Consider the following 24,018-nt stretch of genomic DNA (forward strand, 5'->3'; position numbering starts at 1 on the left):
AGCTCTTTTGGTATTTCTTCAATTAAGCTTCCATCTTCTGTGCTGTGTAGAGGCGGTAATAAAGGCCCCGCTGTGCGATAAGCTCATCATGTGAGCCGCTTTCCGCGATGCCTTTGTTAGATACGTACATAATACGATCGCAGTTTTTTACGGTGGAGAGGCGATGCGCGATAATGAACGAGGTGCGTCCCTTAAGCAGTTCATTCAGCCCTTTTTGCAATAAGCGCTCAGTCTTCGCATCAATGGAAGAAGTGGCTTCATCCAAGATGAGAATGCGCGGATCTGCTAAAAGTGTTCTTGCGAACGAAATGAGCTGCCGCTGTCCTTGAGACAGCTTGGAGCCACGTTCATTGACCTCTGTCATGTAGCCTTGATCGAATTCACGGATGAATTCGTCGGCGCAAACGGCCTTTGCAGCGGCGATTACTTCTTCTTCGGTCGCATCCAGTCGGCCGTACCGAATATTGTCCAGAATGGTACCGGAGAAGATGAAGCTATCCTGTAACATAATCCCCATCTGGCTGCGAAGAGATTTTAACGTCACCTGCGAGATATCCTGGCCGTCGATCAGAATCTGACCACTGGAAATGTTATAAAACCGTGAGATCAGATTGACGACGGTTGTTTTGCCCGCACCTGTGGGTCCTACCAGCGCGATGCTTTCTCCCGCTTTGACCTTGAAGGAGATATTTTCCAGAATATTAAGCCCCGGGTCATAGGCGAAAGTTACATCGTCGAAGGTGACATGGCCCTGTACAGATGGCAGTATTTTTGCATCCGGAATATCACTGACGGTAACCGGTTCATCCAGCGTTTCGAAGATACGCTCAAGATAGGCAACGGCGTTGATGAAGTTATTGTACAGGTTCGAAAGACTCAGAATCGGCTGCCAGAAGCGGGCAGCGTAGCTGCTCATCGCCAGAATGACACCGAGGGTCATATCTTGAGGACTCAGAGTTAGTAGGCCTACAAGGAAAATCAATGATGTAACAATCGTAGACAAGTTGTCTACAGAGAACGGAATAAGTAAGTTGTAACGTTGAGCCTTCATCCATTCTTTACGGAAATTACCTGCGAGACGTGTGAAGATTCCTTCGTTACGTTGTTCCCGGGAGAACATTTGTGTCACACCAATACCGCTGATGCTCTCTTGCAGATAGGCGTTCAGGTTAGAGCTTTTGTTGGACACTGCTTGCCATGCCCGGCGTTGCCGGGTTTTGATCAGCAGCATGATGCCAAGGAAGACTGGCAGTCCGGCAAGGATGACAAATGAGAGTCGTACATCGACAGCGAACATGAAGGCTGCGATAAAGAGTAAATTCACGATTTCTAGAATAAAGTTGATAATCCCGTTGGACAGCACATCTGAAACGGCGTTGACGTAGTTTACGACCCGGATAAGGATCTTGCCCTGTGGGCGGTCGTCATAATATTTGAAAGGCAATTCTTGCAGATGCTTAAACAAATCCGTTCGGATGTCAAAAATAATATCCTGCCCAACACTCGTCATGATGCGCGAGCGTATCGTAGCCAGATAAACACTGACCACGATGGTCACAAGCATCAGTGCAGCCCAACCCAGCAGTGCAAGCTTCTCTTTTGCCGGAATGGTCACGTCGATGACATGTTGCATGATCAGCGGAGCCGACAGTGAAATGGCTGCTGAAAGTGCACTGAGCACGAACGCAACAATCATTGGCGTTTTCTTTCGTTTGATATATACCATCGCACGCCGGAAGTGTTTTATATTAAACGGCGATTCAAGATTTTCATCGACGTCAAATTTATTCCTTGCCACTTGCGGTCACCTGCCTTCCAATACCCTCGTTCTGCAGTTTAAACACTTCGTAATAGTAACCACGTTTCGCCAGCAGTTCAGTGTGAGTCCCTTCCTCAACTAGCTTCCCGCCATCCAGAATGAGAATACGGTCCGCTTGCGAGGTAGTAGATACACGCTGCGCAATAATAATTTTCGTACAAGGATAGTCCAGTTCACGTAGACTTTTTTGGATATGCTCCTCCGTCTCAAGGTCGACCGCAGAGGTCGTATCATCGAGAATCAGGATAGGACGGTGTACCGCCAAAGCACGCGCTAAGGCAATACGCTGCTTTTGCCCCCCCGACAGTCCGACTCCGCGTTCCCCGACAACGGTATCATAACCTTCAGGCATTTTGGTAATGAAGTCGTGTGCGGCTGCGAGCTCTGCATAACCCATTGCATCTTCTTCCGGAAGATCAGGATCGCCATAGGCGATGTTTCCATCAATGGTATCAGAGAACAAGAGTACATCTTGGGTCGCCATGCCGATATTTCCACGAAGTTCATCAAGCTCCAGCTGCCGAACATCAACACCGTCTACGAGTACGCGCCCTTCAGCTACATCGTAGAAGCGAGGGATGAGGTTGATGATTGTTGTTTTGCCTGATCCTGTCGCGCCCATGATTGCTACAGTTTCACCGGGTTCAACGGTAAAGCTAATATCGTCCAGTACGATAGCGCTATCATATTTGAAGCGGACATGATCGAATTCAATACGGCCTTCATAACGGCGTTTGTCAGTGACAGTATGCTCGTTAACAATATTTGGCCGGGCATAATAGATATCTACAATTTTGGACAAGCTCGCAAAAAAGCGCTGAATGTCGTTGATAATGATACCGATGTTGCGCATAGGGTTCGATATAGCCCAAATAAGCGAAGAGAAGGCCATAAACTCACCGAAGGTGATCCGGCCGTTCATAAGGAACAAACCACCAACCAACATAAGTATTACGTTGAAGCCCTGAGCGAAGGATTCCAGATAAGGAAAATAATCAAGCCATACAAGGGCAGCCTTTTTGTTCGCCGTAGAATAGTTGACGTTCTTCTCTGTGAATTTTTCGACCTCGAATTCCTCGCGGGCAAAAGCCTTGACCACACGGTTGCCTGAGATATTCTCCTGTGTAGTCGTGTTAAGCTGGGACAGCCGTTCACGCAGGTCAATATACATAGGACGGACGCGTTTAGCGAATATGTAAGCCACGATAAAAATGGGCGGTGACAGGATAAGCATCCACAGCGTCAGTTCCGCATCTATGGTGAAAAAATAGATAACGGCGGCAAGAAAAATCGTTAGCGATTCAATGATCGTCTTAAAAATCCAGGCCATAGAGTGACGGACCATGTCCAGATCGCCTGTCATCTTGGTCATGAGATCGCCGGTACGATTATGATCGTAGTATTTTCTGTCCTGTCCCTGAATTTTGTTGTACAAATAAATGCGGACATTGTACATCATATTTTGCGAGGATATCTCGTACTGCATGGTCGTGAAATATGCGAGACCTGTGCGCAGTAGAGAAAATCCGATCATGCCCAGACAGAGCATAATCAATAATTGCCGTTCTTGTGTAAGATTCTGCAGGGCGTTGTCACCGGCTATAAACGTATCGACAATGCGCTGACTGATGTACGGATTCACGATTGTAAGACTTGAGCCCACCACCGAAAGGCAGAGTGCCAGAATGTATCGCGTCCGGTTTCCCTCTAGGTTCTGCCATAGCCATTTCAGTTCGAACATCTGATCACCTGTTTCTGATTGTTCTTGTTCTTTCACTCTTGCCTGAAAAGAGTAAATAAAACAAAGTGATTATAACATTATCAAATGACTAAGTATCGTTTACGGTAAAATTTCCTTGTTACATTATTGTTACAAAAAAATGAACTTATTAATGATGTGAATTTCACCTTGTGTAATGAGGGTTTGCCATTCGGGCTTGGGCGTTCTAATTATGATAAACTGAGACAATGTAGAGTAATTAGACTTAGTTGGGATAGGGACAGGAGGAAGAGGAATGAGTTTTGTTGCTGTAAAAGGGGAGTACAAGCGTTACAAGATGGGCGAGAATGTAATTGTCGCGAATGACGGGATTGATTTTGAGATAAAAAAAGGTGAATTTGCCGTGATCGTCGGCCCAAGCGGTGCGGGTAAATCTACAGTGCTTAATATTCTGGGTGGAATGGATTCCGCCGATGAAGGTCAGGTCATTGTGGATGGCATTGATATCGCCAAGTTTAGTGCCAAGGAGCTGACAGGCTACCGCCGAAATGACGTAGGTTTTGTATTTCAGTTCTATAATCTAGTGCCTAATCTGACCACACTGGAAAATGTTGAGCTTGCTTCACAGATTTCTCCGCGTGCATTAGATGCGCGTAAGGTGCTGGAGGATGTGGGTCTGGGCGCGCGGTTAGATAATTTCCCGGCTCAGTTGTCCGGTGGTGAGCAACAACGTGTCGCTATCGCCAGAGCGTTGGCTAAACAGCCGAAGCTGCTGCTCTGCGACGAGCCGACAGGAGCGCTTGATTATAACACCGGCAAGCAGGTGCTGAAGCTGCTGCAGGATACTTGTCGTAACACCGGGACAACGGTCATCGTAATTACACATAATCTGGCGATCGCTCCGATGGCTGACAGGGTTATAGAGATTAACAACGCTAAGGTACGGAAGATGGTGATCAATCCTTCGCCGGTATCCGTTGACGATATTGAATGGTAAGGAGAAGGCATCTATGAAAAAGCGAGCATTGTGGAAAGATATTTTTCGTGAAATTGGGCATACCAAAGCCCGGTTTATTTCGATTTTTGCAATTATTATGTTAGGCGTCAGCTTTTTTGCCGGAATCAAGGCTACAGGGCCAGATATGCTGAATACAGCTGGAACCTTTTACAAAGAGCAGCGCTTGATGGATCTGAAGGTGCAGACTAACTACGGCCTGACTGAAGACAACATCGGGTTACTCAGAAATGTACAGGGGATCGATGAGATTCAGCCGAGCTATAGCGCAGATGTATTCATGGGTGATAATGCCTTAATACTTAAAGTCAATTCTTACAACACGGATAAACCACTTAATCAATACCGTATAATTGAAGGCCATCTACCGGAGCATTCCGGTGAAATCGTGCTGGACGATAAGCTAGCGGAAGAATATGCGTTGGGTGACAAGGTATCTTTCAGTGGAAACGGTACGGATGCGGAGCTGTCGAACAGCTTCGAGACACTGGAGTATACCGTAGTTGGCTTTGTTAGAAGTCCACAGTTTATTGAGCAAAGTACCCGTGGCACCAGTGGGATCGGCAAAGGTACGGCGGATGCGTTCGCCGCGATCCCGGAGTCAGATTTCAAGCTTCCGGTGTATACGGAAGCCTATCTGTCATTTAAGGATACAACTGGGGTGAAGGCTTATTCGCCGGAGTATGAAGATCTGATCGAACAGCATACCCATGCTGTAGAGCAGGCGATGTCCGGCGTGCCGGAAGCACGGCTTGCTGAGCTGCGGGCGGAAGGCGAGAAAGAGCTTTCTGGTGGCCGCGCAAAGGTGGCCGCCGCCGAGCAGCAGCTTGCGGATTTGCAGCGCCAGCCGGAGGAAGTGCAGCAGGAACAGGCTGCAAGCATGAAGGCAATTGCTGCCGGACTTGCTTCTGCCAAGGAGGAATTGGCGGCAGGGGAGCAAAAGCTTGCAGAGCTGGAGCAGCTTAAGGTCTACGTTACTGACCGAAGCGCTAATCCGGGATATGCCGAATATAAAGATAACGCTGATCGCTTGTCGGCGATTGCGAGTGCGTTTCCTGTGTTCTTTTTCCTGATTGCTGCGCTGGTCAGCTTGACGACCATGACACGGATGGTTGAGGAGCATCGCCTGCAGATCGGGACCCTGAAAGCACTTGGTTATGCTAACCGCGACATCATGGCCAAATTCCTGGTCTATGGTACGCTTGCCAGTCTGGCGGCTTCAATTGCGGGTCTTGCGGTTGGTTTTACCCTGTTTCCGGGTATTATCTACGATGCGTATAGTGCAATCTATAACTTGCCGGATATCACGAAGAATTTCTATCTTTCGTATTCGATCATATCCGTTATCGTAGCGTTAATATGTACTACGTTGACGGCGTGGATTGCTTCACGGGTAGAATTACGCAGCAATGCTTCCGTATTGATGCGTCCGAAGGCACCAAAGAGTGGCCAGCGTATTTTACTGGAGCGGATCACTTTTGTATGGAAGCGATTGAGCTTTGTCCAAAAGGTTACCGCACGGAATCTATTCCGCTATAAGCAGCGGATGTTCATGACTGTATTCGGTGTGGCTGGCTGTACAGCGCTGATCCTGACGGGATTTGGTCTCAAGGATTCAATTGGCAGCATCGCCGGGTCGCAATTCGGCACGATTATGAAATATGATGCACTTGTGGCACTGCATGAAGATGTATCTACCGATGTGCTAAAAGCCTACGACCAACTAATCACTGGTGAATCTGCAGTAACTGGGACGCTGAGTGTGGCGCAAGAACGGATGACCGCACATGCTAGTGGTGTAAATGATCAAGAGGTTCATCTGTTCGTTCCTACCTCCGTTGACTCTCTATCCGATTTCGTGGAGTTGCGTGATCGAAAGAGTGGAGAAGGGCGGATGCTTACGGATGATGGGGCTATTATCTCAGAAAAACTGGCTAAGCTGTATGGGCTGGAGTCTGGCGATAAATTGACCGTGGTGGACAAAGATAATGAGACGTTCGAAATTGAGGTCGCAGCGATTACAGAGAATTATGTAATGCACTATGTTTATATGACACCGGCGTATTATGCTTCTGTGTTCGGAGAAAAACCGCTATTCAACACAGAACTGCTGAACTACGCCGCACATGATAAGACATGGGAAGATAAATTTGGTGAAAAGCTGACGGCTAATGAGGGCGTCGCTGCCATCAGCTTTTCCAGCAGTGTAGGCTCCGCCTTCGATGAGACTATGAAGAGTATGGACGTTGTAACCTTGGTGCTCATTGTTTCAGCGGCGGCGTTGGCTTTTGTCGTCCTCTACAATTTGACCAATATCAATGTGTCCGAGCGGATCCGGGAGCTGTCAACCATTAAGGTACTGGGCTTCTACGATAAGGAAGTAACCATGTATATTTACCGCGAAAATATGCTGCTTAGCCTACTCGGTATTGTGGCGGGATCGGGTCTCGGCATAGTGCTGCATAGCTTCGTCCTGAAGACGGCTGAGCTGGATGCGACGATGTTCGCTCCGATCATCAAGTGGCCAAGTTATATTTATGCGGCGCTCCTAACACTGTTGTTTTCCGGTATTGTCATGGCGTTCATGCATATTAAGCTCAAACGAATCCATATGATTGAGGCTTTGAAGTCGGTGGAATAGCATCTAAAAACGCCATAGTTGCGGCTTTTTCTATGGATAGCTTCACTGGAGTCCGAAACTATGCCTCAAAGGCTATAAATGAGCAAATAGAGTCATCTGGCTCTGTAAGGAACAGGGGATGGTTAGGAATCGACGCTATCGTTCGCTATCGGATGCCATCCGACGATTTCTGACGATATAGTTTGCTATCTGAATCTATGCCCGACGCTATCGGACCCAGATGACCTTAAACGCCGGATTATCCGCCATTTGGGATGTTATCGGACTCCATAGCAGCTATTGGCATAAAAAACGTCAGAAATGCGGCTCTTTCTATGTAATAGCGACACTGGAGTCCGAAACTATGCTTCAAAGGCGATAAATGAGCAAATAGCGTCATCTGGGTCCGTAAGGAACAGGGGATGGTTAGGAATCGACGCTATCGTTCGCTATCGGATGCCATCCGACGATTTCTGACGATATAGTTTGCTATCTGAATCTCTGCCCGACGCTATCGGACCTAGATGACCTTAAACGCCGGATTATCCGCCATTTGGGATGTTATCGGACTCCATAGCAGCTATTGGCATAAAAAACGCCAGAAATGATGCTCTTTCTATAGAATAGCGACACTGGAGTCCGAAACTGTGCTTCAAGGGCGATAAATGAGCAAATAGCGTCATCTGAGTCCGCAAGCAACAGAGAGCTTTGATTGGGTGATGTGCATGAGGGGATATGCGTAGATTTAGAAGTAGTTGCAGAAGTAGATGTAAAGGTAGAAGTAGAAGTAGAAGCAGAAGTAGAAGTAGAAGTAGAAGTAGAAGTAGAAGTAGAAGTAGAAGTAGAAGTAGAAGTAGAAGTAGAAGTAGAAGTAGAAGTAGTTGCAGATATTAGTTATAGGTGAACCGAATACTCGAAGCCGCTTCGCCTAGCTCCTCTTATCTGCTTCTAGCTCCTCATATCTACTCCTAGCCGCTCCTAGCTTCGCTAACCTAAACTCTATTGAAGCAGACAACTAAAACACAGAGCAGCGATTCTCTCGTTTGAGAATCGCTGCTCTGTTGTTTTTTTACGATACTAAAATGCATCGAACTGTCTCCTGCATAGGAAAAAGCTACTTAAGCGACATGTGCAGGATAGGAAAAGGATTACCTTGTTCGTCGAGTGCTGAACGCTCAAAAACCTGAAATCCCATATGCTCATAGAAACCTAAAGCTTGGGGATTTTGCTCATTCACATCTACGAGGTGTACGTCGAGTTCCTGCATGACATAAGCTACAAGTGCTTTTCCAACGCCTTTTCCCATTACAGCAGGTTCTACGAACAGCATTTCAATCTTATTATTCTGAACCCCTATGAAGCCAATCAACTGTTCCTCATCATCTGTAAAAGCAAACAAATCGCTTATGCCCTCAAGCGCCTGCGTGACCAGTGGCCGCAAAGCATCAATATCCTGCTCGGTTAGAAAAAGATGAGTATGCCGCACGGATGATTCCCAAATGTTCAGTAGACGGTTTAATAATTCTTCATTTCTAGTTGTGAAGATTTTTATTGAGTCCATATCTTTCCCTCACGATTCAATCTAATTCGAAGAAGAAGCTGCAGCCGCAGCTGACGCAGCCGCTGCCCCGGCAAGAGCAGCCTGCTGAGCAATTATAATATTGGTAATGTTGGTGGAAAGCATCGTAGTTAATACGCCGTTTTGTACATCCTCCACAGATCTGAAGGCTACCAGCGCAGAAGACAAGAGCAGTAATTCCTGCTTGCCAATAGACCAGTTACCGAAGCCCTTTTTTGTACGCAAAAATTCGTAAGTCTCCGAGACATCAGTAACGATGTCCTCCTTGTTGCAAGGGAGCAGGGATAGCACGCCTAGTGAGGAGAGGGTGTATTCCTTGTCTAGCCGGATACCCTGTGCACGAAATGCATCTCTTAATGCCAATACACGGTCCGCTACTTGAGAGGCTTCTTCCCCAAGAACCAATACCTGGGTCAGGGCTTGCACACTGTTGCCTGACATAAATTCGGGCTTAAGTGTTACATAGAGCTGCTCCATGCGGTCCACGCCACTCTCAACATCGATATCGGAAAGACCAAGCATAGCGGAGAAGATATAATCGTCCTGTCCGGTAAGGAAACGATGTTTTGCCTTCATACTATCGTAAAATAGCTTTGCCCGTTCTACCGTACGCTGATATCGATCCGATGTTGCATTAGCAGCGATTTGATAGGCAGCAACGACGAGATAATCAGAGGCTCTGAATTTGGCTTCCTTCATTAAATCATACACGGTAAATGTGTTGGCAAGCAGAGTTTCCTTTTCGTCAGAAAGTGAAAGCAGGGCAGCAATGCTGATCACCGAAGCCCCTCTAAATTGAGAGAAAATCCCGGTACTCTCCTTAATTAGCTCGTAGCTAGCACGAATGGCTTCGTCATCTGCAACTTTGTCCTCTACAGCATACAATAGTGCCGCTAACCGATTAACCATTGCATTTTGCCATGGAAAAGCTTTTTTGATCCTCTGAGCGTTGTCTGCGAACAATTCAAGCCTAGCTGGATATTGCTCCTTCATTGGGTACACCTCTTATCTCTACTTTTAATTCATAACATTACGAAAATCCAGTGCTGTAGATTCATTTTACTATAAAAAATAAATCGGATGCCCACGAAAGCGGCATACCAATAAGCTAGAGGTTGTTCAGGTAACCCAATGATTGAGTTTACTATGAAGATGTTATAATAATTATAAGATGGATCGGCAGGGGCTTAAATGACAACAAAGGAGAAGTGCGACGATGACTGAGAGAATACCTGAAATCATATTGAACGATGGAGTGAAGGTGCCTGCTATTGGTTTTGGTACTTACGCGTTAAATGGTACTGAGGGAGCACAAAACATCACTAAGGCGATTGATGTTGGCTATCGTCTGATCGACACTGCGTTTAATTATGAGAACGAAGGTGCTGTAGGCCAGGCTGTTCGGCAAACTTCTGTGCCTAGGGAAGAACTGCTCATTACTTCCAAGCTGCCAGGTCGCCATCACTCTTATAAAGAAGCATTAGCCACCATACAGGAGTCTTTATTCAGAGCCGGATTGGATTATTATGATTTCTATCTCATCCACTGGCCTAACCCTAGAGTGAATTTATATGTTGAAGCCTGGCAGGCGATGGTCGAGGCACGTAAGCAAGGTTTGATCCGCTCCATCGGTGTATGTAACTTTTTGCCGGAGCATATTGAGCGTTTGACACAAGAAACTGGTGTAGCGCCGAGTATGAATCAGATTGAGCTGCATCCTCATTTTAATCAGGAAGAGCAACGTGCATGGAACAAAGAGCATGGGATAGTGATTGAATCGTGGAGTCCATTGGGACGGGCTAGCAGTGTACTGGAAAATGAGGAAATAGCGGAAATAGGCAAGGTTCATAATAAATCGATATCGCAAGTTATCTTACGTTGGCATATACAGCTTGGGGCTATTCCCATTCCAAAGGCTTCTTCTCTAGAGCATCAGCGTGATAATCTGAATATTTTTGATTTTGAATTATCGGAAGCTGAGATGACCGTTATTTCCGCATTAACCTCGCCAACAGGTCGCATAGCTGATCAAGATCCCGCATCGTATGAAGAATTTTAATAAATTTAACTAAAACACGCCAGTTATTGGCGTGTTTTTTTATATTAGGCTAGCCTCAGAATCAGTCAGCGCTTGAGTAATTTAATCTAGTCTAGTTTAGTACAGTCGTGCAAACCGTTGTTCTGTTTTATCGAGATGCTTCACCCGCTCTTCTAAGCTGCGATCTGACATCCCGGAATAATTATACCAACGGAGGTTCTTCCGTATTCCCATTTTGCGGAAGGTGCCTCTAAATAGAATTTTGGTGATGGGGTTGCCAAAAATCCAGCGATAAAAGAAGTCGGGTGTGTTCATTACGGTCAGCAAGGACACTCCTTTAATATTTGGGAGTAAGCATTTGAAGGGCCGCCCAGGTTTAGTTTCTTCGTAGACAATGCCTTTTGCGAATACCTTATCAAGAAAACCTTTGGTAAGAGCGGGCATGGCTTCCCACCATATAGGGAAAATGAAGACGATATGATCCGCTGCTATAAGACGCTGCTGATAATTGGCGACTAGCCGGTCGGTGGTTTTCTTTTGTCGCCAAGCAGTGAGTTCTTCGCGTGACATGACCGGATCAAATCCATCGGCATGCAGGTCGATAAGATCAATCGTATGGCCTTTGGTGGTGAGACCTCGCATAACGGAGGCTAATAAAGCTGCGGAATAGCTTCGCTGATGGGGGATATTCTCGGACGCTGATGCACCGTAGGGATGATCAAAAATAATTAAGACATTCATATAAACACCTTCTTTATGATTTATTGTTTCCTAGAAATTAAATATTAACTATGGAAACAATAATACGTTTTAAGTTTCCTTGTTGTCAATATTATTTCTAGGAAACTTTATTTATGAGCTGTATCTTGTTAAAATGAGCATAAGATGAATTTACGAGGAGACGTAACAGTGACGCATTCTTTCGAGAACTTACCTAATAAGGATATTTTGATAAAAAAATTAATAGAGAAGATTCCCCAATTACAAAAGCGATTTCAATCGGAGGATGACGAAGAGAAGGAATGGTTGATTCAGAACTGCAGTAATCCCCTTATCATTGATTTCCTCCAAGACTCCACAGTCATGATGCTGCATGTAATAGATGCGATTGGACAGCTTGAGCCGGTGAATGGTACTACCATTTCGAAGCAATTCGGAATTCCAAAAGGCAGCGTGTCCAAAATCACTAGAAAATTAGTACAACAGGAGATTATTCGCACGGAGTTTCTCCCCGATAATAAAAAAGAAGTGCTTTTTCTTACAACATCTCTAGGGAAAGAAATATTCGATTTGCATTTAGCCCTACATAAGCAGATGAATAAAGGGATAAACCGGTTTCTACAGAGATATAACACGGATGAATTGTTATTTATAATCCAAGCCTTCGAGGATACTTTGGAAGCGTCATGGGTTCATTCGGAATCTGTTGCTGAAAAAGAACTATTAACTACCGGAGCATCTCTTGAGCCAGTGGAAAACGATGAAATGAGTCAAATCGTAGACATGCTTAACCAACTGGATACGCGCAACCTCAAAAAGGCTAAGGCAGTTCTCCAAGCTATGTTTTTTACCCCTTTTGATTAGCTTTATATTTTTTGATAGTGATTTACCAGTTGCTCTAACTTATCTTTGATTATTTGTTTTAAGGCTTCAGGTTTCACGGATGTAACAGCATGACCATATCGGATAAAATAATTAGCCAAGAAATCCTCTTCACCTGGATTATAGAATCCCTTAATGACTGTTTTCGGACCAGCCTCTATTTCCATAGAAGGATAATGTTCTTTATAAAAAATATCCTTTGCTTGTTCCGCAATCTCAACTTCAAAGTCAATACTTTTCGCAGACTGATAGATTTCTAATGAACGACTAAGAAGTTCTTCTATAGAATAACGAGCCTTGCTTTCCTCTTCTTCAATGAAGGTTATTCGATCACATCTAAAAACTCTATATGTATTCGTCGCAAGCTCTATTCCAGTGGCATACCATTGACCAAACTTAGCGGAAATCCTAAAGAATTGAACAGGGTAGCTTTTTGTTTGGTTTTCTTTTGTATATTCAATGTTACAGGCACTCTCATTTAGAATACTTGCTAGGATTTTATCTAAAAAACGGCTGACATGCTTATGCTGATACATTTCGAATTGCAGGACCTTTTTCATTTTGTGAATCTGGTTGATTTGTGTACTCGATAGACAGTGCTCGAACTTTTCGTTTAGCTTGTTAACACTTAGATGAAAGGGTGTGGATTGATAAGATTCTAACGTCAGCATGGCAAAATACAGCGCATAGACTTCATCTATCGTGAAAATAATAGGGGATAACAATCTGTTTTTTAGAATACCATAACGTCCGTGTCTTCCATGTTCCGCGAAAATAGGCATACCCAATTGTTCTAATGAAGTAACATCACGTAGCGCTGTGCTTTTTGAAATATTGTATTTCTCCATAAGGTTACTTAGATTAAAAAACTCTCGCCCGTTTAAGTATCTCATCATGTCATTTAATCGTTCTGATTTCTTCATATAAAAAGCTCCTTATTAAGGTGTCATGTTTTGATACCTTTATATATGATAATAAGTTTAAGATCACATATCAAATATACGAAGGAGATTTACACTATGAGTACAACACTAGAAGTAGCTATTTTCTTATCGATGAAGGGAAGAGCCAAGGAAGCTATAGAATTTTACAAAAAACATTTTAACGCAGAGGAATTGTTACGTGTCACCTATCAACAACTTGCAGAGCGTGACAGCTCCATACAGCTTACGGATGAAAATAAGGATTATATTACTCACTCTGTCCTGTTAATCGGAAAAACAAAAATAATGATAGCAGAAGATACAATGAATACGAATGAGAAATATACAGTGGGCAATAACACTTCATTATGTATTCAAAGTGCTGATTTAGAGGGGATTGAAGGTTTTTATAAAAGCTTAATCACAGACGAGCGCGTGAAAATTATTTCTCCGTTATCCAGCAATGTGTTTAGTAAAGCCTACGGTATCATTGAGGATCCCTTTGGTATTCAAATTCAACTTATGTTTGATGAAAGATTACATTAACAACTTTGCTTCTAAAGTAAACCCAGCTCACCGTTCAGCTGATCATAATTCAGGGATTATCCTGATGTTGGTCGGCTTTTTTTGTATGTATTGAGGGCTATTTTTTTTATGAAAAACATTGAATTATTATGCATAAAGATGTATAGTGTTTTTTAATTAACGTTAATTAAGTAAGTAAGGGATGTGGAATGTCTTGACCAAAAACAAGTTGAAAGAAGTAGCGATGCGACTATTCGGAGAGAAGGGTTACGAGGGTACGGCTCTCTCTGAAATTGCGAAGGAAGTTGGCGTGAAGACTCCGGCGATCTATGCCTTTTTTGAGAATAAAGAGGATTTGTTTATGACGGTCTTTCGTGAGGCTATGCAGTCCTATAACACTTATATTCAAGAGCTATCGGAAGAGCAGAAAGTATTGAGTGCGCAGGAAAGTCTACGAGGCATATTGTCTAGACAGTATGAGTTCTATCAGAAGAGCCCTGAAGCAAGCAAAATTGTACTGAGGTATGTGGTCTTCCCACCGGCATTCTTAAAGGAAACGATTGAGGAAGCATTTCTAGAGTCCGACGCGATGCTGACGAAGATCATTGAACAATTCATCTCGAAAGGAATGGAAGAGGGCGTAATTCGCGATCAATCCGTGCAGCTTCTCGCAGATGCTTTTCTCAACTTGATGGATGGATTAAGCATGCAGTATTTCTATTACACTTCTAAGGGAATTTATGAGCGTAAGCTAAACCATGCGTTTGAAATGTATTGGAAAGGTGCGTCCTCATAGCGCTACAGAAGAAGATAACAACAAGGGGATGGGGAGAATGGCAGAAGTAAGTGAAGTAAAGGGGAACGAGCTTAGCTCGGGGGATTTTGAGAGAGAGCCGGTTCCAGCGCATTTGCGTAAAAAATGGCTATCTATGTCGCTCGTCTGGATCGCCATCGGGATTGACCTATCAGCGATGTTCTTGGGTGCTCAGCTTGGCAATGGAATGAATCTGACGGATTCACTCACAGCAACAATAATCGGTTCGTTAATCCTAGGGGTGATCGGAGCGTTATGTGCGTATGTAGGGGCTAAAACAGGGTTATCGACATCGATGATCTCTCGGTTTCTATTCGGAAATGTGGGTGCACGTGTCGTAGCAGTTATCCTCGGTATTTTCTCACTCGGTTGGTTTGGGGTGCAGGTCGGGTTCTTCGCTTCGAATATGCAGACTGCTTTTAGTCAATTATGGGATATTCATCTGTCCTTAGGGGTGCTTTCATTCATAGGTGGGCTTTTGATGATGTCGACAGCTATTTGGGGATATCAATCTATTGAACGACTAAGCACCTGGTCCGTACCATTGCTTATTTTGTTTATCGGAGTGGCTATTTATTCCGCGTTCCATACCAAAGGAGCTTCAGCCGTGTGGGAACCGATTAGCGGAGCAGCGATCCCGATGGGGACAGCGATCTCGCTTGTTATTGGTATATTTATTGTCGGTACGGTGCTTTCACCGGATATCGCTCGTTGGGCGCGCACACCGAAGCATGCTATAACCGCGGCCTTTATCGGCTTCTTTGTGGGTAACAGCTTCATGACGATTGTAGCTATTTTCCTATCTCGAATTATGGACACAGATGATCTGACGAATATTTTCATTGCGCTAGGACTTGGGCTTCCAGCCATTATCGTCTTAACCCTTGCCCAATGGACGACAAACACGAACAATTTATATTCTGCTTCGTTAGGGTTCTCTGTCGTGTTCCAAAAGGTTCCGAAAAAGCTAATTACTATTGTGGCGGGTATCTTTGCTACGTTGCTTGCCGTATTTGGCATCTATGATAAGTTTTTATCTTTCCTAAATATTATTACGGTGTTTGTCGCTCCAATCGGGGGGATCTACACGTCCGAATTTTTGCTTGTAGATCGAAAGAAATTCACTTTTGAAGGTCTGGATCGCAATAAGAACTGGGTGATTCGCTCCTTAGCGGTGTGGGTTGCAGCTACGTTGTTCGCTTTTATGACAACCGCAGCGCCAGATGGATTTGGATGGTTCCAAATCACGAGCGTACCGGCATTAGATGCGTTTATGTTCGCCTTTATCGTGCAGTGGATTGTCGGCAAAATCATGACAAAGAAGGGATAACAACATGAGAAATCACAAACTAACAGAATTAAATGAACAAGCGGTGCAATACATTGCTGTTGGTGCAGCCGTTCTTGGAACAGGCGGGGGCGGTGACCCGCATATTGGTAAATTGATGGCGATGGAAGCCATTCGCAAATATGGTCCTGTTCGTTTAGTAAGTCCTGAGGATCTGGAGGACGATGCATTGGTTGTTCCTATATCCATGATTGGCGCACCTACGGTTATGAATGAGAAGATTCCTTCGATTCAGCAAATGATCAAGCCTTTGGATATGATTGAGAAAGAGCTGGGCCGCAAGGTGAGCGCCATTATGCCGATTGAGGTCGGTGGCGGTAACTCTCTGGTTCCCGTAATTACGGCTGCGGAACGCAATATTCCTATCGTAGATGCGGATGCCATGGGACGGGCTTTTCCAGAATCGCAAATGGTGACATTCTACTTGGACGGTATTGACTGCAGTCCGATTACGATGGCAGATGAACGCGGCAATGGTGTGCTTATGCATGCGATCGACGGTGTTTGGGAAGAGCGGATGGCGCGTGCGGTTACGATTCAAATGGGCGGATCAGCTTCGATTTGTGATTATCCGGTAACTGGAGCGCAGGTAAAGCAAAGTGCAATTCCACATACCTTGACGCTTGCGTATGAAATTGGAAAAACATTGTTTGAGTCCAAGGAATTGAAGCAGAATCCAATTGAAATGCTGCTGAAGCAGCTGAATGGATATGCGTTGTTCCAGGGTAAGGCAGTAGACATTCGCCGTCGTACAGAAGGCGGATTTACACGCGGTGAAGCGATCTTCGAAGGTACAGATGCTAAAAAGGGACGTACGATGACTTTGTTCTTCCAGAATGAGTTCCTTCTTGCCACAGAAGATGGACATTCAATTGCTATTACTCCTGATCTGATCTCTGTGCTTGACCAGGATACCGGTATGCCAATCACGACTGAGAATTTGAAATACGGTGCTCGGGTTAGTGTGGTTGGTTTCCCTTGTGATCCGAAATGGCGTTCACCAAAGGGCCTCGAGACGGTAGGTCCACAATATTTTGGCTATGACGCACCTTATGTTCCAATTGAACAATTGGCAGCAGAGAAAGGGGGAGCAGAGTAATGTCTCATACGAATGTAGACAACATGGAAGAAATATACCGCATTGGGATTGATGTCGGCGGGACAAATACAGATGCAGCCTTGCTCGACTCCAAGCTAAACACCATTCATACGATAAAAGTGCATACCACAAGTGATGTGAATGAAGGCATTACTGAATCCATCCGTCGTTTGTTAGCAGAGAGTAGTGTGAATCCGGCGCAGATTCGTTATGCAATGCTCGGAACTACGCACTGTACGAATGCTATTGTAGAGCGCAAGCACTTGGGGAAAGTCGGCTTGATTCGAATCGGGGCACCGGCAACAACTGCGGTTCCTCCACTTGCGGATTGGGACGATACACTTAAGGCAACGGTTTGCCCACATGCTTATGTTGTTCATGGTGGATATGAATATGATGGCCGCACGATTGTTGAAATGGATGAAGAAGAGATTCTAGACTGCTTTTTGAAAATGAAGGGTGAAGTCGAAGCGGTTGCGATCTGTGGTGTGTTCTCCCCAGTGAATACCTCGCAGGAGAAACGTGTCGAAGAACTAGCGAAGCAAGTACTTGGCGCAGATATGCCTGTGACGTTGTCTCATGAGATTGGAAGTATTGGATTGCTCGAGCGTGAGAACGCGTCGTTGCTGAACGGCGCATTACTTAACGTCATTGCTGGAGTCGTAAAGGGCTTCGAAGAGGCGCTTCACACTTATGGAATTGACGCGAGCCTATACATCTGTCAGAACGATGGAACACTGATGTACAGTGAATATGCGCTTCGTTACCCGATTCTGACGATTGCTTGCGGTCCGACGAATTCCATTCGGGGCGCGGCACACTTGTCAGGTCTGAATGATGCACTTGTTGTTGATATCGGTGGCACCACGACAGATATCGGCGTCCTGATGCAAGGCTTCCCGCGTCAATCCTCCGCTGCGGTTGAGATTGGCGGGATTCGCACGAACTTCCGCATGCCGGATATCTTATCGATCGGGATCGGCGGCGGTACAATCGTTCGCTTGGATGAAACGCAGGATCAGGTAACAGTGGGTCCGGATAGCGTGGGGTACGAGCTATTGAAGCGCGGTCTCATCTTTGGTGGTGATACGCTCACAGCAACCGATGTGGCGGTGAAGCTTAATCGATACGAGTGGAAAGATGCGCAGACTGAGGCACTTGATGAATCGATCTGCAAGAGAGCAGATGAGATCATTACGCGGGATATCGAGGAAGCGATTGATCGGATGAAGACAAGCTCAGATCCTGTTGACGTCATTTTGGTCGGTGGCGGAAGTATTCTTGTGGCAGACAAGCTTGAAGGTGTATCACGGATTGTAAGACCGGATCACTATGATGCTGCAAATGCGATTGGCGCTGCGTTAGGTGAGGTGAGCGGGGAGACAGAGCGGATTTATTCCCTGGACGAAATGTCTTATGATGAAGCTAAGGAAGATGCCCGCAGCCATGCAATAGAGCAAGCTGTTCTAGCCGGTGCAGATCGCGATACCGTTCAGATCGTATTGTCTGAGGATATTCCGATTGCATACTTGCCGGGTAATGCCTTGCTGGTAAAAGTAAAAGCGGCTGGACGTTTATAAGATGATTATGGATCTGCCTTGAGGAGTGAACTCTTCGAGGCGGATCTTTTTGTCTTTATAATTGTATTACCAAGAAAGAAAGGGGATTTAGAATAGCTGTCGAAGTGGGTTATGTACATATTTTAACGATGGGAGAGAGGACAATGAAAGTGATTAGCACATTAGAAATCGTAGATGTACAGACTAGGGAGCGTACTGCCCTCCGCTCATTTGATTATTTAATCGAGGCACCCAATTGGACTAGCGATGGTAAGCGTCTTATTTATAATAGTCGAGGTTGTCTCTATTCGTTCGACATCGCAACCTGTGAGCTTGTTCAAATTGACTCGGGGTTTGCTGCGGAATGTAATAACGATCATGTTCTGTCTTTTGACAACACTAAGATCGCAATTAGTCACCATACGAAAGAAGATGGTAAATCTCGTATATATATTCTTCCCATGGAGGGTGGCGAACCGGTTCTAGTTACACCGAATGCTCCAAGTTATTTACATGGTTGGTCTCCAAACGGTGCTGAGTTAGCTTACTGTGCAGAGCGCAATGGTCAATATGATATTTATACCATTCCAGTAGACGGGGGAGTAGAGGTACAACTGACGGATTCGCCTGGGCTGGATGATGGGCCTGAATATTCACCAGATGGGGGAAATATATGGTTCAACTCGGTGCGTACAGGGCTGATGCAGATATGGCGAATGAATGCCGATGGCACTGAGCAAACACAGATGACTTTTGATGAGAGTAATAACTGGTTCCCGCATGTATCGCCAGATGGGCAGACGATTGCTTACTTGAGTTACCGCAAAGGAGATGTAGATCCTGGCGATCACCCTGCGAATAAGGATGTTGAGATTCGATTGATGGCAAGCACGGGAGGAGATTATCGCACACTAGTACAATTGATTGGAGGACAAGGTACGATTAACGTGAATTCGTGGTCTCCGGATAGTAAGCGCTTGGCGTTTGTAAGTTATGTGGTGGAGGAATACGAATAAAATACCGATAAAAATTATAGTATTGTTATTTATATATAAATGGAGGAAAGACGGATGAAGAGGATTTTTAGTATATTGCTGATGTTATTACTGGTTACACCAGCACTCGGCACTACAACCTTTGCGGGCAATACGGTGAAGGCTAAGGTGACAGAGAGCAGTACATATTTTGATGGAGAACAGCGGAACCTGAATGGGTTCAACATATCGAATAACAATTATTTCAGACTACGCGATTTGGCAGAGTATTTCTCGGGAACGAGCAGCCAGTTTGATATCACTTGGAATAAAGCGAACAATGCGATTGAGATCATAACTGGGCAAGCATATACGCCCGAAAAGAAAACTACGAGTAACTATTATAGCCGCAATAAAAATTATGCAGCTACGCTTTCCAACTCTAAGGTGCTGGTAAATGGACAGTTGCAGTCTATTACGGCGTACAATATTGATGATAACAATTATTTTCAGTTGAGAGATTTGGCGGGCAAAATCCCGTTCGATATTGAATTTGACGTTCAGTCTGATCGCATATCGTTATTCTCCAAGATCCCAGATCATGCTTACCGGGTAAAGACGGCAGCTGTAGCTGAGAGTAATGCAGAATCTTCTTATTTTCCTAGATGGAAAAGTACGGCCACTTCCTATCTCGTGAATAATAAGGACGGGACTGTAAGTGTCCTTGAGGCGAATAAGGAGGTTACGATTGAATCATATAATGAGAAGTTTGAACTAACTGGAAATAAGAGTATCCCTTTTGAGCTTCCGATATTTGGTGGTTTCTACTGTGGGGAGAAGTATAACTATATTGCTTTTGGCCAAGAGAACCGCGAAGAGAATGATAGCAAAGAAGTCATTCGTATTGTCCGTTATGATAAAAGCTTCAATAGAGTAGACAGTGTCTCCATAAAGGGTGGGGAGAGCTATACCGTTAGCCCGTTTGATTCAGGCTCCGGTAGTATGGCTGAGGCTGGAGATACGCTTGTATTTCACACCTCACGTACAAGATACACGACAGAAGATAAATTAAATCATCAATCCCAGCTTACCATTATCGTAAATACTAAATCCATGACCGTGACCAATGATCTGGGAAGATTCCAGAAGAATCATGTCAGTCACTCTTTTGACCAATATGTATTGTTTGATGGTGCAGCGCATGTTCTAGTCGATCATGGAGACGCTTATCCCCGTTCGATTGTTCTGAATAAAGGAGACGGAGCCAGTTATAACGAAGTAGACTTATTTAATATTCCCGGCAAAATCGGAGCTAACGCGACGGGTGTTTCTATAGGCGGATTTGAGCTGTCCCCGGCGAACTATATAGTCGCTATGAATTCGGTAGATCATTCCCTAGTCAAAGAGTATACATCTTATGAGATGGTGGGTTTAGAAACGGACCAAAGGGATGTCATGCTTAGTGTGTTGCCCAAGTCCAACCTGAGCAGTACTTCGGTGAATCACATTACCTTGGCTAAATATGTAGGCACGAACCTGATCGCTTCCATCCCTAAACTAGTAAAAATCACAGACGACAAAATGATGGTGCTGTGGCAGGAGTTTGATAAAGAGAATCATCCGGGTGATCTGAAATATGTTCTTATAGATGGAGCGGGGAAAGCTACTAGCGACATCCAAACGGTCAAGCATTTTGCCTTATCAGAGTGCAGTCCTATTATTAGTGGTGATAAAATTATTTGGTATACTAACAATAAGGGGTCCCGAGTGTTCTATTCGATCCCGTTAAATTAACGGATTCAATTAATAACAAAGTGGGTAAATTAGACTATAAGCTATAAATAGGACCTTCTAATTAGAAGGTCTATTTTTTCACGCAAAAATCACATCATCCATGGAGGTCGCTATGCATCGCGTAAATCTAAACCAGGAACAGTTCAACCAACAGGTGATTAATCACGCCTCCTTTGGGATCGCCCTTTTAGCGCCAAATGGTTTGATTCTGACCGTAAACCCAGCCTTTGAACAGACTTTTGGTTATTCCACTGAAGAGTTTGAGGGTATGCGGTTAGAAGACCTTTCTCACCCCGAAGATTTCGGCAACCTTCATGATTTAAAAGCACTCTTGGGTGAGGAAACAGAAGTGCAGATGGAAAAGCAGTTTATCACAAAAAATGGAGATTATATTTGGGGACAGCTTACTCTCCACTTATTCAGCGACGAGTCGAACCAGCCAGCATATTTCATTTGCCAAATCGTTAACATTACAAAGCAAAAGGAATCCGAGCAACGCCTTCAGGAGTCTGTTGAACGGTATACGTCGCTTAAAAAATACAACCATGACGCCGTCATTTCCTTTGACCTTGACGGTCGAATCATTAACACTAATAGTATGGCTGAAAAGATAACGGGCTACGCCATCGAGTCCGAGTTGATCGGGATGAAGCTTGCGAGTCTGATTGGAGAAGAGAATGTCCAGCGCATTCTGGAAAGAGCCCTTTACGATAATACGGTTGAGCAGTATATCAATAAGCTTGTCACTAAGGAAAGCGAAGTAGTTGAAGTGCTCACCAGTATTGCACCCATTTATGTGAACAATCATAATATCGGATTTTACCTTATATGCAAGGACATTTCCGAGCAAAGGCAATTGTCGCTAGCAAAGGAAGCCGCAGAGTCCACGAATAGAGCTAAAAGTGAGTTCCTGGCTATGATGAGTCATGAAATTCGCACTCCCATGAACGGGGTGATCGGCATGACTGATATTCTGCTTGAAACAGAGCTTAATGAAGAACAACGTGAATATGTAGAAATCATTCGCAAAAGCGGAGGAATCCTGCTCAATATAATCAATGATATCCTTGATCTTTCAAAAATTGAGGCAGGCCGTAGCGAGCTGCAAGAGGATACATTCGATCTGCGAACTTGCCTCAAGGACAGCTTTTCTGTTATCGCAATAAAAGCTGAACAAAAAAATCTGGAGCTCACCAGCATCATAAATCATGACGTTCCGGAATTTATTTACGGTGACGAGGAACGCTTGAAGCAGGTGTTCTTGAACCTGCTAGGCAATGCTGTGAAATTCACACCGGCGGGCAGCATATCGGTAAAAGTTAGGCTTGTAAAGGAAGATCCCTCCCTGCTTGCCTTTACGGTAACCGATACTGGCATTGGAATTGATCCTGATCGACTTACTGATATTTTTGAACCGTTTGAGCAGGTGGATAGCTTTATGATGCGGAGACATGAAGGTACGGGGCTTGGCCTTGCCATCAGCCGCAGAATTGTCGAAATGATGGGTGGTGAGATCTATGCGGAGAGTGACGGCAAGAGCGGTACGTCGGTTACCTTCACAATCAAGCCCAAGAAATCAGTGGTAATCCCTCGCCAAGAGGCTAACATTAACAAGCTTCATACCGCACGTGAAGCAAGAATTTTACTTGCTGAAGACAACACTATCAATGCGCTAGTACTGACCAAAATACTCGAAAAAATGGGTCACAGCGTTATCGCCGTAACAAACGGCATAGATGCGGTTGAAGCAGCACGGAAAGAACCCTTTGATCTTATTTTATTGGATCTTCACATGCCCATTATGAACGGCATAGAGGCTATGAAGATGTTAAGAGATGAGCATCAAGAGAAATGTCCGCCCATCATCGCGGTCACGGCTAATGCTTTGAAGGGTGACCGCGAAAATTGTCTAGCTGCCGGGATGGACGAGTATATCAGCAAGCCTGTAAAGCGTGAAGTCATCGTAAAGATGTTAGATCAGTTTGTGATCTAATATAAACAGCATAACCTCTCAGTGATATTATCCCCTTCAGGTGAACAGTAAAAAGCCAGTCCATTAACTGTTACACTTGGAGGGGATCGCTCTATCCATTGAATTACATAGCATTGCACGTTATACTTTGAAAAGAAATACGGACCCGCTTATCATATAACAGATCCGTCCTTCTATAAGGTATGGATCTTATTTTTTGTATGTATATATTCAGTCAGAGATGGAGGCGCAACATTGCAGCTAATCAATCAATCGGAAGTACAAGATAGGATCGACCTGCTTAAAGATCAGGATCTATATATCCATCTTGAGATGACAACGGGAGCCTACGCTGCCCATTTAGATAGTTCGAAGCATCCAGCCGCTACTTTTATTACCAATGCTATTATTCGATATTCCCATGGTTCGATTTCCGGCAACGGTCCTTATCGGGTCGGCTTAAAAATGTCGCAGGGCTGGGTTTACTCAGAAGGGCTAACTCACTATGAAGAGAGTGAGACAGGCAGATTGATTATGGCTGGACATGATGCTCAAGGCAAACTGATCGTATCGTTACAATTAAGCCGAGAGCCGTTCTAATGGAAGAGGAGATGAAG

The 24,018-nt window shown here is 44.7% G+C and carries 20 protein-coding genes; 14 read left to right on the forward strand and 6 right to left on the reverse strand.

Features of this window, described 5'->3' with window-relative positions; translation table 11 throughout:
* Positions 1-22: 22 nt before the first annotated feature.
* The gene (locus NSQ66_RS03665) at positions 23-1,798 is read right to left on the reverse strand and encodes an ABC transporter ATP-binding protein (RefSeq protein ID WP_076142576.1); all 1,776 of its coding nucleotides are present in this window, start codon (positions 1,796-1,798) and stop codon (positions 23-25) included.
* Positions 1,785-3,596: an ABC transporter ATP-binding protein gene (locus NSQ66_RS03670; protein ID WP_256717556.1), complete on the reverse strand. Its 1,812-nt coding sequence runs from the start codon at positions 3,594-3,596 to the stop codon at positions 1,785-1,787. Before NSQ66_RS03670 ends, NSQ66_RS03665 begins: the two co-directional genes overlap by 14 nt.
* A 238-nt stretch (positions 3,597-3,834) precedes the next feature.
* Here NSQ66_RS03670 and NSQ66_RS03675 point away from each other — a divergent pair, with 238 nt between their 5' ends.
* The 3 genes from NSQ66_RS03675 to NSQ66_RS03685 all read left to right on the forward strand — a co-directional run bounded on the left by NSQ66_RS03675 (position 3,835) and on the right by NSQ66_RS03685 (position 8,078).
* On the forward strand, positions 3,835-4,536 hold the full coding sequence (locus NSQ66_RS03675; protein WP_036684849.1) for an ABC transporter ATP-binding protein: 702 nt from the start codon (positions 3,835-3,837) through the stop codon (positions 4,534-4,536).
* 13 nt (positions 4,537-4,549) lie between these two features.
* Positions 4,550-7,195: an ABC transporter permease gene (locus tag NSQ66_RS03680; protein ID WP_076142575.1), complete on the forward strand. Its 2,646-nt coding sequence runs from the start codon at positions 4,550-4,552 to the stop codon at positions 7,193-7,195.
* Between the two features lie 691 nt (positions 7,196-7,886).
* Entirely contained in the window at positions 7,887-8,078 is a 192-nt protein-coding gene (locus NSQ66_RS03685) for a hypothetical protein (RefSeq protein WP_339279559.1), read from the forward strand.
* Between the two features lie 210 nt (positions 8,079-8,288).
* On the opposite strand, the gene NSQ66_RS03690 is transcribed toward NSQ66_RS03685, so the two are convergent.
* Both NSQ66_RS03690 and NSQ66_RS03695 read right to left on the reverse strand, forming a co-directional pair.
* The gene (locus NSQ66_RS03690) at positions 8,289-8,735 is read right to left on the reverse strand and encodes a GNAT family N-acetyltransferase (protein ID WP_339279561.1); all 447 of its coding nucleotides are present in this window, start codon (positions 8,733-8,735) and stop codon (positions 8,289-8,291) included.
* A 21-nt stretch (positions 8,736-8,756) separates the two neighbouring features.
* Positions 8,757-9,746 (reverse strand): DUF4003 family protein, encoded by a 990-nt coding sequence (locus NSQ66_RS03695; protein WP_339279563.1) that lies wholly within the window; start codon positions 9,744-9,746, stop codon positions 8,757-8,759.
* 223 nt (positions 9,747-9,969) lie between these two features.
* Here NSQ66_RS03695 and NSQ66_RS03700 point away from each other — a divergent pair, with 223 nt between their 5' ends.
* Positions 9,970-10,812: an aldo/keto reductase gene (locus tag NSQ66_RS03700; RefSeq protein WP_339279565.1), complete on the forward strand. Its 843-nt coding sequence runs from the start codon at positions 9,970-9,972 to the stop codon at positions 10,810-10,812.
* Between the two features lie 96 nt (positions 10,813-10,908).
* Here the strand turns inward: NSQ66_RS03700 and NSQ66_RS03705 are convergent, their stop codons facing one another.
* Positions 10,909-11,532, reverse strand: a complete 624-nt coding sequence (locus NSQ66_RS03705; RefSeq protein WP_076214952.1) for an NAD(P)H-dependent oxidoreductase — start codon at positions 11,530-11,532, stop codon at positions 10,909-10,911.
* A gap of 168 nt (positions 11,533-11,700) precedes the next feature.
* Between NSQ66_RS03705 and NSQ66_RS03710 the strand changes: the two genes are divergently transcribed.
* Positions 11,701-12,375 carry a MarR family transcriptional regulator gene (locus tag NSQ66_RS03710; protein ID WP_080742398.1) on the forward strand — a complete coding sequence of 225 codons (675 nt, stop codon included), beginning with the start codon at positions 11,701-11,703 and terminating at the stop codon, positions 12,373-12,375.
* A 2-nt stretch (positions 12,376-12,377) separates the two neighbouring features.
* Here the strand turns inward: NSQ66_RS03710 and NSQ66_RS03715 are convergent, their stop codons facing one another.
* Positions 12,378-13,316 carry a YafY family protein gene (locus tag NSQ66_RS03715; RefSeq protein WP_038568750.1) on the reverse strand — a complete coding sequence of 313 codons (939 nt, stop codon included), beginning with the start codon at positions 13,314-13,316 and terminating at the stop codon, positions 12,378-12,380.
* 96 nt (positions 13,317-13,412) lie between these two features.
* Between NSQ66_RS03715 and NSQ66_RS03720 the strand changes: the two genes are divergently transcribed.
* The 9 genes from NSQ66_RS03720 (at position 13,413) to NSQ66_RS03760 (ending at position 24,001) form a co-directional block, all read left to right on the forward strand.
* Entirely contained in the window at positions 13,413-13,862 is a 450-nt protein-coding gene (locus NSQ66_RS03720; protein ID WP_036684862.1) for a VOC family protein, read from the forward strand.
* A 193-nt stretch (positions 13,863-14,055) separates the two neighbouring features.
* On the forward strand, positions 14,056-14,637 hold the full coding sequence (locus NSQ66_RS03725) for a TetR/AcrR family transcriptional regulator (RefSeq protein ID WP_038568754.1): 582 nt from the start codon (positions 14,056-14,058) through the stop codon (positions 14,635-14,637).
* A gap of 37 nt (positions 14,638-14,674) precedes the next feature.
* Complete coding sequence (locus NSQ66_RS03730; RefSeq protein ID WP_076142354.1) at positions 14,675-15,985, forward strand: cytosine permease; 1,311 nt, start codon at positions 14,675-14,677, stop codon at positions 15,983-15,985.
* A gap of 4 nt (positions 15,986-15,989) precedes the next feature.
* Positions 15,990-17,102: a DUF917 domain-containing protein gene (locus NSQ66_RS03735; RefSeq protein WP_038568756.1), complete on the forward strand. Its 1,113-nt coding sequence runs from the start codon at positions 15,990-15,992 to the stop codon at positions 17,100-17,102.
* Positions 17,102-18,682: a hydantoinase/oxoprolinase family protein gene (locus NSQ66_RS03740; protein ID WP_038568758.1), complete on the forward strand. Its 1,581-nt coding sequence runs from the start codon at positions 17,102-17,104 to the stop codon at positions 18,680-18,682. The genes NSQ66_RS03735 and NSQ66_RS03740 overlap by 1 nt, the downstream gene beginning before the upstream one ends.
* A gap of 143 nt (positions 18,683-18,825) precedes the next feature.
* Positions 18,826-19,677 carry a transporter gene (locus tag NSQ66_RS03745; protein ID WP_244886420.1) on the forward strand — a complete coding sequence of 284 codons (852 nt, stop codon included), beginning with the start codon at positions 18,826-18,828 and terminating at the stop codon, positions 19,675-19,677.
* Between the two features lie 54 nt (positions 19,678-19,731).
* Positions 19,732-21,429 (forward strand): hypothetical protein, encoded by a 1,698-nt coding sequence (locus NSQ66_RS03750; protein ID WP_052096774.1) that lies wholly within the window; start codon positions 19,732-19,734, stop codon positions 21,427-21,429.
* A 112-nt stretch (positions 21,430-21,541) separates the two neighbouring features.
* The gene (locus NSQ66_RS03755) at positions 21,542-23,422 is read left to right on the forward strand and encodes a PAS domain S-box protein (RefSeq protein ID WP_076142353.1); all 1,881 of its coding nucleotides are present in this window, start codon (positions 21,542-21,544) and stop codon (positions 23,420-23,422) included.
* 234 nt (positions 23,423-23,656) lie between these two features.
* On the forward strand, positions 23,657-24,001 hold the full coding sequence (locus tag NSQ66_RS03760; protein ID WP_036684865.1) for a YojF family protein: 345 nt from the start codon (positions 23,657-23,659) through the stop codon (positions 23,999-24,001).
* Positions 24,002-24,018 lie beyond the last annotated feature (17 nt).

Origin of the sequence: Paenibacillus sp. FSL H3-0329 (assembly GCF_037963285.1) — a bacterium.
GTDB lineage: Bacteria > Bacillota > Bacilli > Paenibacillales > Paenibacillaceae > Paenibacillus_AQ > Paenibacillus_AQ odorifer.

Excerpts from the sequence above, each read along its gene's own strand:
- NSQ66_RS03675 (WP_036684849.1), top strand. The coding sequence starts at position 3,835 with ATGAGTTTTGTTGCTGTAAAAGGGGAGTACAAGCGTTACAAGATGGGC.
- NSQ66_RS03680 (WP_076142575.1), top strand. The coding sequence starts at position 4,550 with ATGAAAAAGCGAGCATTGTGGAAAGATATTTTTCGTGAAATTGGGCAT.
- NSQ66_RS03690 (WP_339279561.1), bottom strand. The coding sequence starts at position 8,735 with ATGGACTCAATAAAAATCTTCACAACTAGAAATGAAGAATTATTAAAC.
- NSQ66_RS03695 (WP_339279563.1), bottom strand. The coding sequence starts at position 9,746 with ATGAAGGAGCAATATCCAGCTAGGCTTGAATTGTTCGCAGACAACGCT.
- NSQ66_RS03700 (WP_339279565.1), top strand. The coding sequence starts at position 9,970 with ATGACTGAGAGAATACCTGAAATCATATTGAACGATGGAGTGAAGGTG.
- NSQ66_RS03705 (WP_076214952.1), bottom strand. The coding sequence starts at position 11,532 with ATGAATGTCTTAATTATTTTTGATCATCCCTACGGTGCATCAGCGTCC.
- NSQ66_RS03715 (WP_038568750.1), bottom strand. The coding sequence starts at position 13,316 with ATGAAGAAATCAGAACGATTAAATGACATGATGAGATACTTAAACGGG.
- NSQ66_RS03720 (WP_036684862.1), top strand. The coding sequence starts at position 13,413 with ATGAGTACAACACTAGAAGTAGCTATTTTCTTATCGATGAAGGGAAGA.
- NSQ66_RS03730 (WP_076142354.1), top strand. The coding sequence starts at position 14,675 with ATGGCAGAAGTAAGTGAAGTAAAGGGGAACGAGCTTAGCTCGGGGGAT.
- NSQ66_RS03735 (WP_038568756.1), top strand. The coding sequence starts at position 15,990 with ATGAGAAATCACAAACTAACAGAATTAAATGAACAAGCGGTGCAATAC.
- NSQ66_RS03740 (WP_038568758.1), top strand. The coding sequence starts at position 17,102 with ATGTCTCATACGAATGTAGACAACATGGAAGAAATATACCGCATTGGG.
- NSQ66_RS03745 (WP_244886420.1), top strand. The coding sequence starts at position 18,826 with ATGAAAGTGATTAGCACATTAGAAATCGTAGATGTACAGACTAGGGAG.
- NSQ66_RS03750 (WP_052096774.1), top strand. The coding sequence starts at position 19,732 with ATGAAGAGGATTTTTAGTATATTGCTGATGTTATTACTGGTTACACCA.
- NSQ66_RS03755 (WP_076142353.1), top strand. The coding sequence starts at position 21,542 with ATGCATCGCGTAAATCTAAACCAGGAACAGTTCAACCAACAGGTGATT.